This window comes from Rhizobium sp. 11_C7_N12_5, from assembly GCF_051811145.1.
GTDB lineage: Bacteria > Pseudomonadota > Alphaproteobacteria > Rhizobiales > Rhizobiaceae > Rhizobium > Rhizobium lusitanum.
Genome location: NZ_JBPWPY010000001.1, coordinates 583,775 through 599,040, shown reverse-complemented (window position 1 = coordinate 599,040; position 15,266 = coordinate 583,775). Strand labels below are relative to the sequence as shown.

Below are 15,266 nucleotides of genomic sequence, written 5' to 3'. Positions count from 1 at the left end.
CCGGATCGGTAAACGAAACGATAAGCGCGCGGCCCGACGCCCAGGAGGAAAGCGTCCAAGTCGCAGATTCGGCGTCGCATGCGTGCCAAAACGGGACAGATGCTCGTGGCACGATTTCTGCTTGCTGAGTGCTATTTCGGGAGTCCGCAATGATCCAGCGCCGCGCGTTCATCGCCTCTGTGGCGGCTTCTGCCGCCGCCGGCCTGTTTGCGCCCCGCATTTTTGCTGCGCCGCTTGCCGGGATGAACGGCGCCGCGCTGCGCGGCCCGATCGACGCCATCGCCTACAAGGCGACGCCGGGCACGAGCGATATCAAGAGCGGCAAGCTGCAGGCGATGATCGATAGTGCCGCGCGCAACAACGTGCCTCTCCTCCTGCCGCCAGGCAACTACACCGTCTCGAACCTGACGCTGCCTGATAATACCCGCATAACCGGCGTGCCCGGCGCCACGCGCCTCGTCTATGGCGGCGACGGCCACCTGATGAACGCCGATAAGGCCAGGCGCATCGAGCTTTCCGGCATCGTCTTCGATGGCGGCAATCGCTGGCTTGCCGACTATGCCGGTGGTCTCCTGCAATTCACCGGTGTCGACGAGGTGCTGATCGACAATTGCTTGATTGCCGGCAGCCGCAAACATGCGCTGCAACTGGAGCGCTGCGGCGGCCGGATCGAGCGCAGCCGCATCTCCGGCGCCGCCGAGGCCGGCATCTATTCCGTCCAATCGGCCGGATTGACGGTCACAGGCAATAGCGTCGAGGATTGTGGCAATGGCGGCATCCTCATCCATCGCTGGGAGAAGGCCGAGGACGGCAGCAGCGTCACCGACAACCGCATAGCCCGCATCGGCGCCAATGGCGGCGGCACCGGCCAGAACGGCAACGGCATCAACGTCTTTCGGGCCGATGATGTTCTGGTTTCCGGCAACCGCATTGCCGATTGCGCCTTCACTGCGATCCGCGCCAATTCGGCATCGAACGTCCAGATATCGGCCAATCAATGCCTGCGCTCCGGCGAGACGGCAATCTTCTGCGAATTCGAATTCGAAGGCGCCGTCATCAACAACAACCTGATCGACGGCGCGGCAAACGGCATCGCCGTCGCCAATTTCGACAAAGGCGGCCGGCTCGCCACCGTGACGGGCAATATCGTCCGCAACCTGTCGCTAACAGCGCCTTACGCTCAGGAAAGCGGTTTCGGCATCGGGATATCGGCCGAGGCCGACACGCTGATTGCCGATAACGTCATCGAAAACGCGCCGCTTTGGGGCCTGAAACTCGGCTGGGGGCCTTATCTCCGCAACGTCGTCGCCACAGGCAACATTATCCGCCATGCCGGCATCGGCTGCGTCGTATCGGTAGCGGATGGCGCCGGCTCGGCGCTCATCTCAGACAATCTCTTCCAGGAAATGGAGAAAGGCGCGATCATGGGCTTTCGCTGGGACAAGCCAGCTTCCGGCGACCTGGCGGTGGGAAACGGCGAGTTCCCGCAACTGACCATCGAGCGTAACAGGGTCGTCTAGGCCTCTCGCCAGTTCGGTGGCCGCTTTTCGAAGAAGGCGGCAACGCCCTCCTTTGCCTCCTCGCTCTCCCACGCATCCGCCAATTGCTCGACGACGTGATCGATCATGCCGTCGGTAATCGGCCTGCCGACCGAGCGAGCCAGCGCCTTGGCGCGGGCTGCAGCTTGCGGAGACGCGGCAAGGAAATGCCGGACTTCCGCTTCGACGGCCTCGTCCAGCGCCTCCTCGGGGACGACACGGGAAAGCAGGCCGGCGGCATGCGCTTGCCAGGCATCGATGATCTTGCCCGAGAGGAAGAGCGGACGGGCATTCGCCTCGCCGATGCGGGCAACGACGTAAGGGCTGATGGTGGCGGGGATGATGCCGAGGCGGACCTCCGTCAGACCGAAGCGTGCCGTGGACGCGGCAATCACCAAGTCACACACGCTGAGGATGCCGATGCCGCCACCGAAGGCATTACCGTGGACACGCGCGACCAGCGGCTTGGGCAATTCGTTCAATGCCTTGAAAAGCATGGCAAGCCGGCGAGCCTCAACCATGCGCCCGGCGCGCGTCGCGTCGAATTGGGCGCGCATCCAACCGAGATCGCCGCCGGCGCAAAAGCTTGCCCCCTCGCCTGCAAGCACGACGACGCGGACAGTTTTGTCGTGGCCGAGATCATGGATTGCAGCGGTCAAGTCATCGATCATCTCTGCCGACAGGGCATTGTGCTTTTCCGGGCGCGCCAGCGTCAGCTGGGCGACACCACGCTCATCGACAAGGACATGGATCGTTTTCGATATCATGCGGCACTCCTCAGGCTTCGCGCGAAGGCAGCGGCTCGGCCGAGCTTCTCTTCGTCAAGGCCGGTCCGGAAGCCGCGCGAAACCAGATAGTCATGCACGGCCACCGTATCGACATTGCCTTTTGCGCCAGGTGCGAAGGGGCAGCCGCCGAGGCCGCCGGCGGCGGCATCGAACACCCGCAAGCCGCGCTCCAGGGCAACAGCGATATTGTCGAGCGCGCGCCCGGACGTATCGTGAAAATGGCCGGCGAGTGCTGCGACGGGAAGTTCGGCCAGAACCGCCGCGAGCATTCTGTCGACAGCCTCCGGCGTTCCCTTGCCGATCGTATCGCCGAGGCTGATTTCATAGCAGCCGAGCGCCCGCAATTGCCAGGCAACATCGGCAACCTTCTCCGGCGATACCGGGCCTTCATAAGGGCATTCGACGACGCAGCTGACATAGCCGCGCAGAGGAAGGCCGTGATCGCGGCTCGCGGCCGCCACCGGCCGGAAGCGCTCGATGCTCTCGGCTATGGAGCAATTGATATTGCGCATGGAGAATGTTTCGGAAGCAGATGCAAAGATCGCCACTTCGTCTGCACCGGCCGCAAGTGCCGCCTCGAAACCCTGCATGTTCGGCGTCAGCGCAGCATAGCGCACACCTGGTCTACGCTCTATCCCGGCCATGACGGTGGCGGCGTCGGCAAGCTGCGGCACCCATTTCGGGCTGACGAAGCTGGTGACCTCGATGCGCTCGAAACCGCAATCGGAGAGCAGGTTCACCAGCTCGATCTTTCTTGCCGTATCGATGGGTTGCTTTTCGTTCTGCAGACCGTCACGCGGAGCCATCTCGACGATCGTGACATGGTCGGAGGGCTCTTCAATCATGCCGTATCCTCCGGGCGGAGCAACAGAAGGACGGCGCTCTCACTGGTCTGATCGCCCTCGCCGACATGCAGGCTCTCCACGACGCCGTCGCGCATCGCCGTCAGCGTCAATTCCATTTTCATGGCCTCCATGATGATCAGCGCCTGCCCCTTGGCCACCGTTTCGCCCTCGCGGACGCGGACGATCTTGACGAGGCCCGGCATCGGGGCGATCAGTCGATCGCCGCCGGCGGTCGCCTCTTCGCCGCCGTCCAGCGGATCGAGCCGATGAAAATGATGCGTGCGCCCGTCGAGGAACAGCGTCATGCCATGCGATGCCTCGAACATATCGACGCTCGACTGCCGGCCGTCGATCTCGACGCGACGGACACCATTGCCATCTGCCATGAGGCGGACCGGAATGGTGCGGTCATCGAAGGCGACGCTGAAAAGCTGCCCGCCTTTTGCGATCACGCGGCAATTCGCCTGCCCGCTGCCGAAATGCAGCGTCACGGGCCGGCTCATTTCGCCCCAGAGCTGCCAGGCGCCGAGCGCATGCCAGGGATCACTTCCATCGAGCCGGGCAAAGCCGCCTGCCTCGACAATGGCTGCAATAGCGAGCGCCGCATCGTCAGGCTGTTGCGCCGATGTCAGGGCCTCCGCTTCCCGGTCGATCAGCCCCGTATCCGGACGGCCGGCGAAGAAATCCGGCTGGCGGCTGAGGCGAATGAGGAAATCGAGATTGGTGGTGGTTCCCGCCACCTGCGTCTGCTCCAAAGCTCGCGTCAGCCTGGCAAGTGCTGCCGGGCGATCCGGCGCGTGAACCGTCAGCTTGGCGATCAGCGGATCGTAGTGCGGCGTGATGCTATCCCCCTCGCGCACGCCCGCATCGATGCGGACATCGCCATCGGGAAACCTCAGATGCGACAGCGTGCCGGTTGCCGGCAGGAAGCCGCGCGATGGATCCTCTGCGTAGATCCGCGCTTCGAAGGCCCAACCGTTTATCGCAAGTTCGGCCTGCGTCTTCAGTAAAGGCTCGCCACCGGCAATCCTTAACTGCCATTCCACCAGATCGACGCCGGCAATCGCCTCGGTGACGGGATGCTCGACCTGCAGGCGGGTATTCATCTCCATGAAGAAGAAGTGATCCGGCGACAGGCCGTCAGAGACATCGGCGATGAACTCGACTGTGCCGGCGCCGCGATAGTCAATGGCCCGTGCAGCCCGTACCGCCGCCTCGCCCATGGCGTTGCGCATCTCCTGCGTCATGCCGGGCGCCGGCGCCTCCTCGATCACCTTCTGGTGCCGGCGCTGCAGCGAGCAATCGCGCTCGAAGAGATGCACGACATTGCCCTGGCTATCGCCGAAAACCTGGATTTCGATGTGGCGAGGCTGGATGAGATATTTTTCGATCAGCACGGCATCATCGCCGAAGGCCGATTTCGCCTCCCGCTTTGCAGCTTCCAGCGCGGCCGGAAAATCGTCAGGCCGATCGACGCGGCGCATGCCCTTGCCGCCGCCGCCCGCCCGTGCCTTGATCAACACGGGAAAGCCGATGCTACCGGCCTGCTCGGCCAGGAAGCCCGGCTCCTGCCTCTCGCCGTGATAACCGGGCACGACGGGCACGCCGGCCCGCTCCATCAGCGCCTTGGCCGCATCCTTGAGACCCATGGCGCGGATCGAGCTCGGCGAAGGGCCGATGAAGACCAGTCCGGCCTTCTCGACCGCCTCGGCAAAATCGGCATTTTCCGACAGGAAGCCATAGCCGGGGTGAATGGCTTCCGCGTCGGCCCGCCCGGCGGCCGCGATGATCTTCTCCTTCGAAAGATAGCTTTCGCCGGCGGCGGCCGCGCCGATATGAATGGCTTCATCGGCCAACGCCACATGCATCGCGCCGATATCAGCATCCGAATAGACGGCGACCGTGCGAACGCCCAAGCGTCTTGCCGTCCGGATGATCCGGCAGGCGATTTCTCCGCGATTGGCGATCAGTATCTTCGAAAACATCAGCGGACCCTATTGCGCGGCGATGACCTCGACTTCGAGCAGCCAGGCCGTATCGAAAATACCGGCAATCACCACCGTCATGGCCGGCGTGAGCGAACCCAGATATTCGCTGCGGATCTCGCGGTTCTCCATCGTGTGGTGACGATCGGCAAGAAAGGTCGTCACCTTGACGATATCGGTCTTGCCCATGCCGGCCGCTTTCAACTGGGCATCGATATTAAGCCAGACCTGGCGGGCCTGGGCCTGGAATCCCTCGGGAAGCGCGTCGTCTGCGGTCGTCGGAATCTGGCCGCTGATGAACAGCAGTTTCTCGAAATTCTCGAGCTTTACCGCCTGGGCATAGCCGCCGCGCGGCTGCGGCGCATTCTTGGCATTGATGGTATCGCGTTTCATCTCAATCTCCTCACATTCTGAACAGGCCAAAGCGTGTGTCTTCGATCGGCGCATTGAGCGCGGCCGAAAGCGATAGAGCCAGTACGTCACGGCTCTTGCGCGGGTCGATGATGCCATCGTCCCAAAGCCGGGCCGAGGCATAGAGCGGGTGGCTCTGGGTCTCGAACATCTTGAGCGTCGGCACCTTGAAGGCGGCCTCTTCCTCCTTCGTCCAGGGCTTGCCGGCACGGGCCAGCGCCTCGCCGCGCACCGTTGCAAGCACACCGGCCGCCTGTTCGCCGCCCATCACTGAGATGCGGCTGTTGGGCCAGGTCCAGAGGAAGCGCGGCGAATAGGCGCGGCCGGCCATGCCATAATTACCGGCGCCGAAAGAGCCGCCGATCAGCATGGTGATCTTCGGCACCTTGGTGGTGGCGACCGCCGTCACCAGCTTGGCGCCGTTCTTGGCGATGCCCTCCGTCTCGTACTTTCTGCCGACCATGAAGCCGGTGATGTTCTGCAGGAAGACCAGTGGGATCTTGCGCTGCGAGCAAAGCTCGACGAAATGGGCGCCCTTCAGCGCCGATTCCGAAAACAGCACGCCATTGTTGGCAATGATGCCGACCGGAATGCCGTGGACATGGGCAAAGCCGCAGACCAGCGTCGCGCCATAGCGGGCCTTGAACTCATCGAAGCGCGAACCGTCGACGATGCGGGCGATCACCTCGCGCACATCATAGGGCGTGCGCGGATCGGAGGGGACGATGCCGAGGATTTCTTCCGGATCGTAAAGCGGCGGCTCGGGCGCGCACAGTTCGACCGTCATGGGCTTGCGGCGATTGAGATTGGCGACCGCCTGCCGCGCCAGGGCAAGCGCATGCGCATCGTCGCGCGCCAGATGGTCGGCAACGCCGGAAAGACGCGTGTGAACATCGCCGCCGCCGAGATCTTCGGCCGAAACCACTTCGCCGGTCGCCGCCTTCACCAGCGGCGGGCCGGCGAGAAAGATCGTCCCCTGCCCTTCGACGATGATGGCCTCATCGGACATGGCAGGCACATACGCGCCGCCTGCGGTGCAGGAGCCCATGACCACGGCGATCTGCGGAATGCCGGCTGCCGACATATTGGCCTGATTGTAAAAGATGCGGCCGAAATGATCGCGGTCCGGAAAGACCTCATCCTGGTTCGGCAGATTGGCCCCTCCGGAATCGACCAGATAGAGGCAGGGCAGATTGTTTTCCGCCGCGATCTCCTGCGCCCGCAGATGCTTCTTCACGGTGATCGGATAGTAGGTGCCGCCTTTGACCGTGGCGTCGTTGCAGACGATCATGCAATCGCGGCCGGAAACACGACCGATGCCGGCAATGAGCCCGGCGCCCGGCGCGTCGCCGCCATAGAGGCCATGGGCTGCCGTCGTGCCGATCTCCAGAAACGGTGTTGCGGGATCGATCAGTCCCATCACCCGGTCGCGCGGCAGCATCTTGCCGCGGCTGACATGACGCTCTCGCGCCTGCGCACCGCCGCCGTCCGTCGCCTGCAGGGCGGCAGCGTCCGCCACGCCGATCGCCTCCAGCATGGCGACGCGATTGTCTCTGAAGCGATCCGTATGCGTCGATATCTCTGATTTCAGGACGGTCATGCGGCTTCACCGTTAATGGGAATGGAATTGCGCAATCAGGCAGTTTCGGCGAACAGTTCGCGGCCGATCAGCATGCGCCGGATTTCGGAGGTGCCGGCGCCGATCTCGTAAAGCTTAGCGTCGCGCAGCAGCCGGCCGGCGGGATAATCGTTGGTATAGCCGTTGCCGCCGAGCGCCTGGATGCATTCGAGCGCAAGAGCCGTCGCCTTTTCGGCGGAGTAAAGAATACAGCCAGCCGCATCCTTGCGGGTCGTCTCGCCGCGGTCGCAGGCGGCGGCGACCGCATAGACATAGGCGCGAGCGGCATTCATCGTCACATACATGTCGGCAAGCTTGCCCTGCATGAGCTGGAACTCGCCGATCGACTGGCCGAACTGCTTGCGCTCATGCAGATAGGGCAGCACGACATCCATGCACGCGGCCATGATGCCGACGGGACCGCCTGATAGTACGACGCGCTCGTAATCGAGACCCGACATCAGCACGTGGACGCCGCCATCGATCTGGCCGAGGACATTTTCCTCCGGCACTTCGCAATCCAGAAAGATCAGCTCCGAGGTATTCGAACCGCGCATGCCGAGCTTGTCGAGCTTCTGGCCGACGGAAAAGCCAGCGAACCCTTTTTCGACGAGAAAAGCGGTGATCCCGCGCGGTCCGGCATCCGGCGATGTCTTGGCGTAGACGACGAGAACATCGGCGTCCGGGCCGTTGGTGATCCACATCTTGCTGCCGTTCAGTAGATAACGGTGCCCGCGCTTTTCGGCTTGCAGCTTCATCGACACCACGTCCGATCCCGAGTCCGGTTCCGACATGGCAAGCGCGCCGATATGTTCGCCGGAAACCAGCTTCGGCAGGTAGCGCTCCTTCTGCGCCGTCGTGCCGTTGCGGTGGATCTGATTGACGCAGAGATTGGAATGGGCGCCATAGCTCAGGCCGACGGAAGCGGAGGCGCGGCTGATCTCCTCCATCGCGACGGTATGGGCGAGGTAGCCGAGGCCGGCGCCGCCATAGGCGTCGTCGACGGTGACGCCGAGCAGGCCAAGCTCGCCCATCTCCCGCCACAGATGCGTCGGGAAACTGTTGTTGCGATCGATCTCGTCGGCAAACGGTGCGATGCGGCGGTCGGCAAAGCGGCGCACCTGATCACGCAGCGCATCGATCTCCTCGCCAAGTGCGAAGTTCAATCCCCCTTCAAACATCCGGCTTCTCCTCCCGTGCTTCTCAAACGCATCTGTCGATAGGCTTGTTTCATATCCGCCCCGAAGCCGTCAGGCTGCATCGGCCGGAACACGTTGCTTCTCCCGCGGCGCCTCATAGGCCTTCAGCTTGTCGGCTATTTTGGCCATGATCTTCCGGGCAGCCTCCTCCTTGACCGGGCCGAAGCCTCTTATCTCATCGAACAATGAGAGGATGGCAAGGGCTTCCGCCTCGTTGTCGTGATTGAGGCCCGCAAGCACGCGCCCGGCGATGCCTTCATATTCGGTGATCAGCCGGCGCTCCAGCCGGCGCTCCGCCATGTAGCCAAAGGGATCGAGGGCCGTGCCGCGCAGCCGCTTCATCGGCGCGAGCATGCGAAGAAGCGGCAGAATCCAGGCGCCGAATTCGCGCTTCTTCGGCCGGCCGTTCGGATCCTTGCCGCCGAGGATGGGCGGCGCGAGATTGAGGGCCAGCTTGAAATCGCCCTCCATCTCGTCGCGCAGATGTGCTTCGAAAGCGGGATCGGTCAGAAGCCGCGCCACTTCGTATTCGTCCTTGTAGGCCAAGATCCGGGCATAGGTGACGGCAACGGCGAAGGGTACTTTGTCCGAAAGGCGCTCCCTTGCGGCCAGGGCGTTGGCGTGGGCGACGAAGGCGGCGTAGCGGTCGGCAAGCGCGGCGTCCTGATAGGCTGTCAGATGCGCCTTGCGATGCCTGATAAGTTCTTCGAGGCTCATTTCCGCCAGCGTCTTGCCGACATCCGGCTCGGCCATCATGTCGTGTACCGATTGCGGATCATGGGCGAGAAGCCTGCCCCAATGGAAGGCCGCGAGGTTGGCCTTGACGGCGACGCCGTTGAGCTCGATCGCCTTTTCGATCGCTTCGAGCGACAACGGCAACAAGCCGCGCTGCCAGGCAAAGCCCGTCAGCATGATATTGGTCGACATGGCATCGCCGGTGACCTCGGTGGCGACATGGCCGAAATCGAGGAAGACGGACTTATCGCTCACAGTCTTGGCAATCGCATGCTGCACCGAGCCGACCTTGAAATCGAAATCGCGGTTGCGGACGAAATCGGCGACCGGCATCAGGCCCGTATTGACGATGGCTGTGGTGCGCGTCGACGAGCAGAGCGTGATCGCATCCTTGGATGCGCCCACTACCTCATCTGCTGACAACAGCAGGTCGGCGCCGCCATTGACGATGCGCGACGAGGTGACGTCGGCCTGATTGAGGCCGATGCGCAGATGGCTCATGACGGCGCCGCCTTTTTGCGCGAGGCCGGCCATGTCGAGGATCATCGGCACTTTGCCGTCGAGATGGGCGGCCATGCCGAGAATGGCGCCGATGGTCAGAATACCGGTACCGCCGACGCCGGCAATGGCGATGTTCCAGGGCCGTTCGCCGACGATGGGGATCTTCGGCAAGGGCATTTCGACATCCGCGTGTTCCAGCGCCTTCCGCTTGCGGCGCTTGCCGCCATGGACTGTCACGAAGGAAGGGCAGAAGCCTTTGACGCAGGAGAAATCCTTGTTGCAGCTCGACTGGTTGATCTGGCGCTTGCGGCCGAATTCTGTCTCCAGCGGCTCGACGGAAATGCAGTTGGATTGCACCGAGCAATCGCCGCAGCCTTCGCAAACCGCCGGATTGATGAAGACGCGCTTGGCCGGGTCTTCCATCAGGCCACGGCTCCTGCGGCGGCGCTTCTCTGCCGCACATGTCTGCACATAGACGATCGCCGAGCAGCCCTGCGTCTCGCGCAGCGTCAGCATTACCTGATCGATATGGTCGCGGTGCAATACCTTGACGCCAGGCGCAAGCTCGGAGGCCCGATAGACGCCGGGATTGTCGGAGAGCAGGTAGATCGGCGTGACGCCCTCGTCGTGCAGCTGCTTCGTCACCAGCTCCGGCGTCAGATAGCCGTCTATCTGCTGCCCGCCGGTCATCGCGACGGCATCGTTGTAGAGCAGCTTGTAGGTAACGTTGACCTTGGCGGAAACGGACTGACGGATGGCGAGAATGCCGGAGTGGAAATAGGTGCCGTCGCCGAGATTGACGAACATGTGCTTTTCGTCGGTGTAGCGGGCAATCGCCGTCCAGGGCACACCCTCGCCGCCCATCTGGGTGAAGGTCTCGGTGTTGCGGTCCATCCAGGTGACCATGTAGTGGCAGCCGATGCCGGCGATGGCGCGACTGCCCTCGGGGACGCGGGTGGAGGTGTTGTGCGGACAGCCGGAGCAGAAGAAAGGCGTGCGGTTCACCGGTGCGACATGGCTGCGGCTGATCTGGCCGCGCTCGGCGAGATAGGCGAGTTTAGCAGCGATACGGTCGTGCAGCGAAGGGTCGAGATCGAGCTTGACGATGCGCCCGGCGATGGCTCTGGCGACAGCGCCGACGGTCAGTGCCGCCGAGAGGCTGAGATAGGGTTTGTCGTGTTCGTCGAATTTGCCGACGATGCGCGGGCGGACATCGGCGCGCCAGTTGAAGAGCTGCTGCTTGATCTGGTTTTCGATGATCTCGCGCCGCTCCTCGACAACGAGCACCTCGTCCAGCCCTTCGGAAAAATGCCGCACGGCCTCCGGCTCCAGCGGCCAGGGCATGCGGACCTTGAGGATGCGCAGGCCGATCGCGGCCATTTCCCTCGGGCCGATCTCCAGTTCGCGCAGCGCCTGCAGCACATCCTCATAGGCCTTGCCCGAGGAGATGATGCCGAAGCGGGCATTGGGCACGTCATGGGTGATTTCGTCGACGCGATTGGCGCGGGCAAAGGCGATGGCGGCATAGGCCTTGTAGGTCTGCAGACGATCGTCCTGCACCAGAGGCGGATCGGGCCAGCGAAGATTGAGGCCGCCGGGCGGCAGCTCGAAATCGGTCGGCAGCACGAATTGCCGCTTTTCGCTCGAGAGATCGACGGCGGCCGTCGTCTCGACGGTGTCGGCAATGAACTTCATGCCGACCCAGCAGCCGGAATAGCGTGACATGGCGATGCCGAGCAGGCCGTATTCGAGAAATTCGTGAATGGAGGAGGGATAAAGGACCGGAATGACAGCCGACATGAAATCATGGTCGGTCTGGTGCGGAATCGTCGAGGATTTGGCCGAGTGGTCGTCGCCGGCGAAACACAGGACGCCGCCGTGCTTCGATGTCCCGGCGGCGTTGGCATGTTTCAGCACGTCGCCGGAGCGGTCGACGCCCGGGCCTTTGCCATACCAGATGCCGAGCACGCCGTCCTTGCGCGCGCCGGGCGACAGCCCGACCTGCTGCGTGCCCCAGACGGCGGTGGCCGCAAGATCTTCGTTGATGCCGGGCTGGAAGGTGACGTCGTGGGCGTCCAGGTAAGTCTTGGCTTTCAGGAGTTGCTGGTCGTAGCCGCCGAGGGGCGAGCCGCGATAGCCTGAAATGAAGGCTGCCGTATTGAGACCGGCGGCGTGGTCACGCCGCATCTGGGTCATGGGCAGTCGAACCAGCGTCTGCAGGCCGGTCATGAAAACGCGGCCTTCCTCTGCGGTATATTTGTCGTCTAGCGATACGCTGGTTGCAAGCATCTGCTCTCCTCCCGAGATCGCAGTCACCAATTGCGCGTATTTCACCGAATGCCTCCTACCGCACCCGACGAAACCACAACCCCAATGTAACATGCACGGGCGCTAATTTCCGAACGAAGGCTGGGCATCGGCAGCATGATTTGCAAAGATTTCGGGCGGCTTGCGGATATTTTCGTGCTTGCCCCCAGCGCCCGCCATCCGCCTCGCCCTTCGAGGCTCCAGCATCCGGGCTAACCGCCACTGTTGATCTCAGAGCTCTCTCCAACCCTCATGGTGAGAGGTGCCTTGCCGGCGAAGCGGCAGGGCCTCGAACCACGAGGGTTAGTCAGGCGGCCCACCGCTCATCAAAAGCTTTGATCTCAGATATCAGCGCAAGCCTCTTCCGTTTGACAGGACGCGCGCATAACGTCCTGCCGACTCAAAAATCGGAGAACGACATGCTGACGATCTATGGCGTTTATCGCTCGCGCGCATCGCGCAACTACTGGATGGCTAGGGAAATCGGCATCGCGTTCAACTCCGTGCCGGTCATCCAGGCTGGGCGCGTCGCCAATCCCCTTGCCGTCGATGCCCCGATCAACACGATGTCGCCGGAGTTTCTGGCCATCAATCCGATGGGCATGATCCCCTGCATTAAGGACGGTGATCTCGTCATGCATGAATCGCTCGCCATCAACCTTTACCTTGCCCGCAAATATGGCGGCCCGCTCGCCGGCAAGACTGTCGAGGAGGAAGGCATGATGTCTATGTGGACCATGTGGGCGGCGACCGAAGTCGAGCCCTACAGCGTCGCGATCGTCCGCATCTATGACAATGCCCAGGAGAACAGCGAGCCCGGAAAGGCCGGGATCGCAGTTGCCTGCCGCTCGCTGAAGAAGCCGTTGGATGTGCTGGAAAAGCACCTGCAAAACCAGGACTACCTCGTCGGCAACCGCTTTACCGCCGCCGATCTCAACCTGGCGGAAGTGCTGCGCTATGCGCAGACGGAGCAGGAACTCTTCGACGCTCGACCGAAGGTAAAAGCCTGGATCGAACGCTGCCAGTCACGCGACGGCTACAAGGCCATGCAGGCAACCCGCGGCAAGGAGCCGGTCTGAATCCCCGCTATTGGAAGAGGCGCATGCTTTCTTCCATCTCCTCGCGGATCCAGGCCTTGAAGGCGGTGACCTTCTGCGCCTCGCGCACGCCTTCGGCGGTGATGAAGTAATGGCCGAAACCGGTTCTGGCGCGGATGCCGAAGGGGTCGACGAGGCACTTCTGCTCCAGCGCATAGGCTGCCAGCGTCTGCCAGGCGAGCATCGTGCCCTGCCCCGCCATGGCAGCATCCAGGCAGAGTGATGCGTCGTTGAAGATATGCCGCTCCTCCATGCAGCGGCCGGAGAGGCCAGCCTCGCGAAGCCAGACGTCCCATTTGAACATCGCGTGTCCGTCGATGACGGCAGGCACTTTCAATAGGTCGGCGGGCTCGCGAAGCGTCGCGGCGATCTGCGGCGTGACGACCGGAAAGATCTCCTGCGCCAGCAACAGCTCGGACTTGACGCCCGACCAATGCCCGCTGCCGACCCGGATGCCGATATCGACATCCGAGGTTGCAGGGTTGACCAGCTGCGTGGTGGCATCGATGCGCAAGCGGATATCCGGATGGCGGCCTGCGAAGCGATCAAGCCGGTACACCAACCAACGAGCAGCAAAAACCGGCGCAACTGAAATTGTGAGGATATTGTCGTCCCTGTGCTGCGCAAGGGCGACTGCAGCCGACAGCGCCTGAAAGCCCTCCCGAAGCCGCGCCAGTATCGAAGCTCCCGTCTCCGTGACCGTCATGCCCTTGGGCGTGCGCTCGAACAGCGGCCGGCCCAGCTGAGCCTCGGACTTGATGACCTGTTGGCTGACGGCGCCGATCGTCACGCCGAGCTCATCAGCGGCGGCTTGCAAGGAGCCAAGCCGGCCGACCGCCTCGACGGCGCGAAGACCATTCAGATGAACGCTGTTGAGATTCTTCATATAGATTATCTATATCAGCATCTCGTCATTCTCAATTGCATAAAGCGGTCATAGCCGCGATTATTGCAGCATGGAATTGAAAACTGCCGCCGCCCGACTGGCCGATGCCCTCATGGTTGCATCGATGCGGAGATCCAAGGAGGCATGCCATGTCTATATTGAAGCTTTTCTTCAGTCATTTGCTGGAAGAGGCTCGCGAAGAAGAACGCGATCCCCTGCAACATCCTACACTCGCGGCCATGTCGCTTGAGGAGTTGGCCGACTTGCCGCTGATGCCGGAAAATCTGGGGCGGCCGATGGACAAGCGCGCCGTTCGGCCGGAAGAATGCGCGTAAGAGAGACCCTATATCCCCGGCACGAGCATGGCCTCACCTTTCGACATCGATAGCATCGCTGCCCGCCTGCAGCTGCTCATCACGCAGGCGCAACTGCCGGGCGTCGAACCTGGTGCGCATTATGGCCTGCCCGCCTTCAAAGTCGGCGGCAAAGCATTCGTTACGGTCAAGAACAACGAGACCGTCGTGCTGGCTATCCCCATCGACCGCAAGGAGCAATTGATGGAGATGGCGCCGGAGATTTATTTTCAGACCGATCACTATGTCGGCTGGCCATCCCTGCCCCTGCGCATTACCGCGATCGGCAACGAGGAACTGCAGCAGCGCTTGATCGAGGCGTGGCAGTACCGCGCGCCGAAGAAGCTTCTGGCGGCATTCCGCCAGATGTGATCAGCCCTTCTCGACGGCAAGCGCTCTCTGAACGGCCGGGCGCTCGAGCATGCGAGCATAATGAGCGCTGACCTTCGCGAAACCGTCGCGATCAACGCCGTCGCCGGGCAACCAGGTTTCCATGGTGAAGAGATAGCCGTCTGCGACGGTATATTGCTCGCCCATCACCCAAGGCCCCTTCAGCATCTTGTCTTCGATCAATGCGAAGCTTTCGGCCATGGTCTGCGGCACTTTTGCCTTCATCGTCTCGATTGCCGCCGCATCGTCGGTCCAGCGATAGCCGCGTCCCTTGTGCGAATGGTTCACATGGACGGTCGAGACAATATAGCTGTTGAAGGCCTGCATCTCAGCAAATTCAAAGGGATCGTCGAACGGTGCCAGTTTTGCTGCCGGCGCGATCTGAGCGATATAGGTCATGATCGCAATATTTTCGGTGATGACGCCTCTGTCGGTCACCAGTGCCGGCACCCGTCCCTTGGGGTTGATGGCGAGATATTCCGGCTGGCGCTGATCGCCGTTGGCAAGGATGAGACGCCGGGGCTCATAGGCAAGACCCGCCTCTTCCAGGGCGATCAAACTGGCGAGCGCGCAGCTGCCCGGTGCAAAATAGAGTGTGAGCATGTTCCATTCC

13 protein-coding genes are annotated in these 15,266 nt (G+C 62.5%); 4 read left to right on the top strand and 9 right to left on the bottom strand.

Annotation, left to right across the window (positions count from 1 at the left end):
* The first annotated feature begins 149 nt into the window (after window positions 1-149).
* Window positions 150-1,520, top strand: a complete 1,371-nt coding sequence (locus AB8B29_RS02870) for a TIGR03808 family TAT-translocated repetitive protein (protein WP_047638847.1) — start codon at window positions 150-152, stop codon at window positions 1,518-1,520.
* Here AB8B29_RS02870 and AB8B29_RS02865 read toward each other — a convergent pair.
* The 7 genes from AB8B29_RS02865 to AB8B29_RS02835 form a co-directional block, all read right to left on the bottom strand.
* On the bottom strand, window positions 1,517-2,305 hold the full coding sequence (locus AB8B29_RS02865; RefSeq protein WP_037193611.1) for a crotonase/enoyl-CoA hydratase family protein: 789 nt from the start codon (window positions 2,303-2,305) through the stop codon (window positions 1,517-1,519). The two genes, AB8B29_RS02870 and AB8B29_RS02865, sit on opposite strands and share 4 nt — an antisense overlap.
* Window positions 2,302-3,171 carry a hydroxymethylglutaryl-CoA lyase gene (locus AB8B29_RS02860; RefSeq protein ID WP_037193609.1) on the bottom strand — a complete coding sequence of 290 codons (870 nt, stop codon included), beginning with the start codon at window positions 3,169-3,171 and terminating at the stop codon, window positions 2,302-2,304. Before AB8B29_RS02860 ends, AB8B29_RS02865 begins: the two co-directional genes overlap by 4 nt.
* Window positions 3,168-5,156: an acetyl/propionyl/methylcrotonyl-CoA carboxylase subunit alpha gene (locus AB8B29_RS02855; protein ID WP_037193607.1), complete on the bottom strand. Its 1,989-nt coding sequence runs from the start codon at window positions 5,154-5,156 to the stop codon at window positions 3,168-3,170. The genes AB8B29_RS02860 and AB8B29_RS02855 overlap by 4 nt, the downstream gene beginning before the upstream one ends.
* Window positions 5,157-5,165: 9 nt before the next feature.
* Window positions 5,166-5,549 (bottom strand): RidA family protein, encoded by a 384-nt coding sequence (locus tag AB8B29_RS02850; protein WP_037193605.1) that lies wholly within the window; start codon window positions 5,547-5,549, stop codon window positions 5,166-5,168.
* Between the two features lie 10 nt (window positions 5,550-5,559).
* Window positions 5,560-7,167: a carboxyl transferase domain-containing protein gene (locus AB8B29_RS02845; protein WP_037193603.1), complete on the bottom strand. Its 1,608-nt coding sequence runs from the start codon at window positions 7,165-7,167 to the stop codon at window positions 5,560-5,562.
* A 35-nt stretch (window positions 7,168-7,202) separates the two neighbouring features.
* Window positions 7,203-8,366 (bottom strand): isovaleryl-CoA dehydrogenase, encoded by a 1,164-nt coding sequence (locus AB8B29_RS02840; RefSeq protein ID WP_037193601.1) that lies wholly within the window; start codon window positions 8,364-8,366, stop codon window positions 7,203-7,205.
* A gap of 69 nt (window positions 8,367-8,435) precedes the next feature.
* Window positions 8,436-11,954, bottom strand: coding sequence for an indolepyruvate ferredoxin oxidoreductase family protein (locus AB8B29_RS02835; protein WP_439006127.1), 3,519 nt, complete (start codon window positions 11,952-11,954; stop codon window positions 8,436-8,438).
* Between the two features lie 392 nt (window positions 11,955-12,346).
* Between AB8B29_RS02835 and AB8B29_RS02830 the strand changes: the two genes are divergently transcribed.
* Window positions 12,347-13,006 (top strand): glutathione S-transferase family protein, encoded by a 660-nt coding sequence (locus tag AB8B29_RS02830; RefSeq protein ID WP_037193596.1) that lies wholly within the window; start codon window positions 12,347-12,349, stop codon window positions 13,004-13,006.
* A 7-nt stretch (window positions 13,007-13,013) separates the two neighbouring features.
* Here AB8B29_RS02830 and AB8B29_RS02825 read toward each other — a convergent pair whose 3' ends face one another.
* Window positions 13,014-13,910, bottom strand: a complete 897-nt coding sequence (locus tag AB8B29_RS02825) for a LysR substrate-binding domain-containing protein (protein ID WP_037193594.1) — start codon at window positions 13,908-13,910, stop codon at window positions 13,014-13,016.
* A gap of 149 nt (window positions 13,911-14,059) precedes the next feature.
* Here AB8B29_RS02825 and AB8B29_RS02820 point away from each other — a divergent pair, with 149 nt between their 5' ends.
* Together AB8B29_RS02820 and AB8B29_RS02815 are read left to right on the top strand one after the other, a co-directional pair.
* Entirely contained in the window at window positions 14,060-14,245 is a 186-nt protein-coding gene (locus AB8B29_RS02820) for a hypothetical protein (RefSeq protein WP_037193591.1), read from the top strand.
* 27 nt (window positions 14,246-14,272) lie between these two features.
* Window positions 14,273-14,635, top strand: coding sequence for an MmcQ/YjbR family DNA-binding protein (locus AB8B29_RS02815; protein WP_037193589.1), 363 nt, complete (start codon window positions 14,273-14,275; stop codon window positions 14,633-14,635).
* Here the strand turns inward: AB8B29_RS02815 and AB8B29_RS02810 are convergent, their stop codons facing one another.
* Window positions 14,636-15,256: a glutathione S-transferase family protein gene (locus tag AB8B29_RS02810; RefSeq protein WP_037193587.1), complete on the bottom strand. Its 621-nt coding sequence runs from the start codon at window positions 15,254-15,256 to the stop codon at window positions 14,636-14,638.
* Between the last annotated feature and the right edge of the window lie 10 nt (window positions 15,257-15,266).

Coding starts and splice junctions, on each gene's coding strand:
- AB8B29_RS02855 (WP_037193607.1), bottom strand. CDS start 5,156: ATGTTTTCGAAGATACTGATCGCCAATCGCGGAGAAATCGCCTGCCGG.
- AB8B29_RS02820 (WP_037193591.1), top strand. CDS start 14,060: ATGTCTATATTGAAGCTTTTCTTCAGTCATTTGCTGGAAGAGGCTCGC.
- AB8B29_RS02830 (WP_037193596.1), top strand. CDS start 12,347: ATGCTGACGATCTATGGCGTTTATCGCTCGCGCGCATCGCGCAACTAC.
- AB8B29_RS02845 (WP_037193603.1), bottom strand. CDS start 7,167: ATGACCGTCCTGAAATCAGAGATATCGACGCATACGGATCGCTTCAGA.
- AB8B29_RS02825 (WP_037193594.1), bottom strand. CDS start 13,910: ATGAAGAATCTCAACAGCGTTCATCTGAATGGTCTTCGCGCCGTCGAG.
- AB8B29_RS02860 (WP_037193609.1), bottom strand. CDS start 3,171: ATGATTGAAGAGCCCTCCGACCATGTCACGATCGTCGAGATGGCTCCG.
- AB8B29_RS02815 (WP_037193589.1), top strand. CDS start 14,273: ATGGCCTCACCTTTCGACATCGATAGCATCGCTGCCCGCCTGCAGCTG.
- AB8B29_RS02850 (WP_037193605.1), bottom strand. CDS start 5,549: ATGAAACGCGATACCATCAATGCCAAGAATGCGCCGCAGCCGCGCGGC.
- AB8B29_RS02870 (WP_047638847.1), top strand. CDS start 150: ATGATCCAGCGCCGCGCGTTCATCGCCTCTGTGGCGGCTTCTGCCGCC.
- AB8B29_RS02810 (WP_037193587.1), bottom strand. CDS start 15,256: ATGCTCACACTCTATTTTGCACCGGGCAGCTGCGCGCTCGCCAGTTTG.
- AB8B29_RS02865 (WP_037193611.1), bottom strand. CDS start 2,305: ATGATATCGAAAACGATCCATGTCCTTGTCGATGAGCGTGGTGTCGCC.
- AB8B29_RS02840 (WP_037193601.1), bottom strand. CDS start 8,366: ATGTTTGAAGGGGGATTGAACTTCGCACTTGGCGAGGAGATCGATGCG.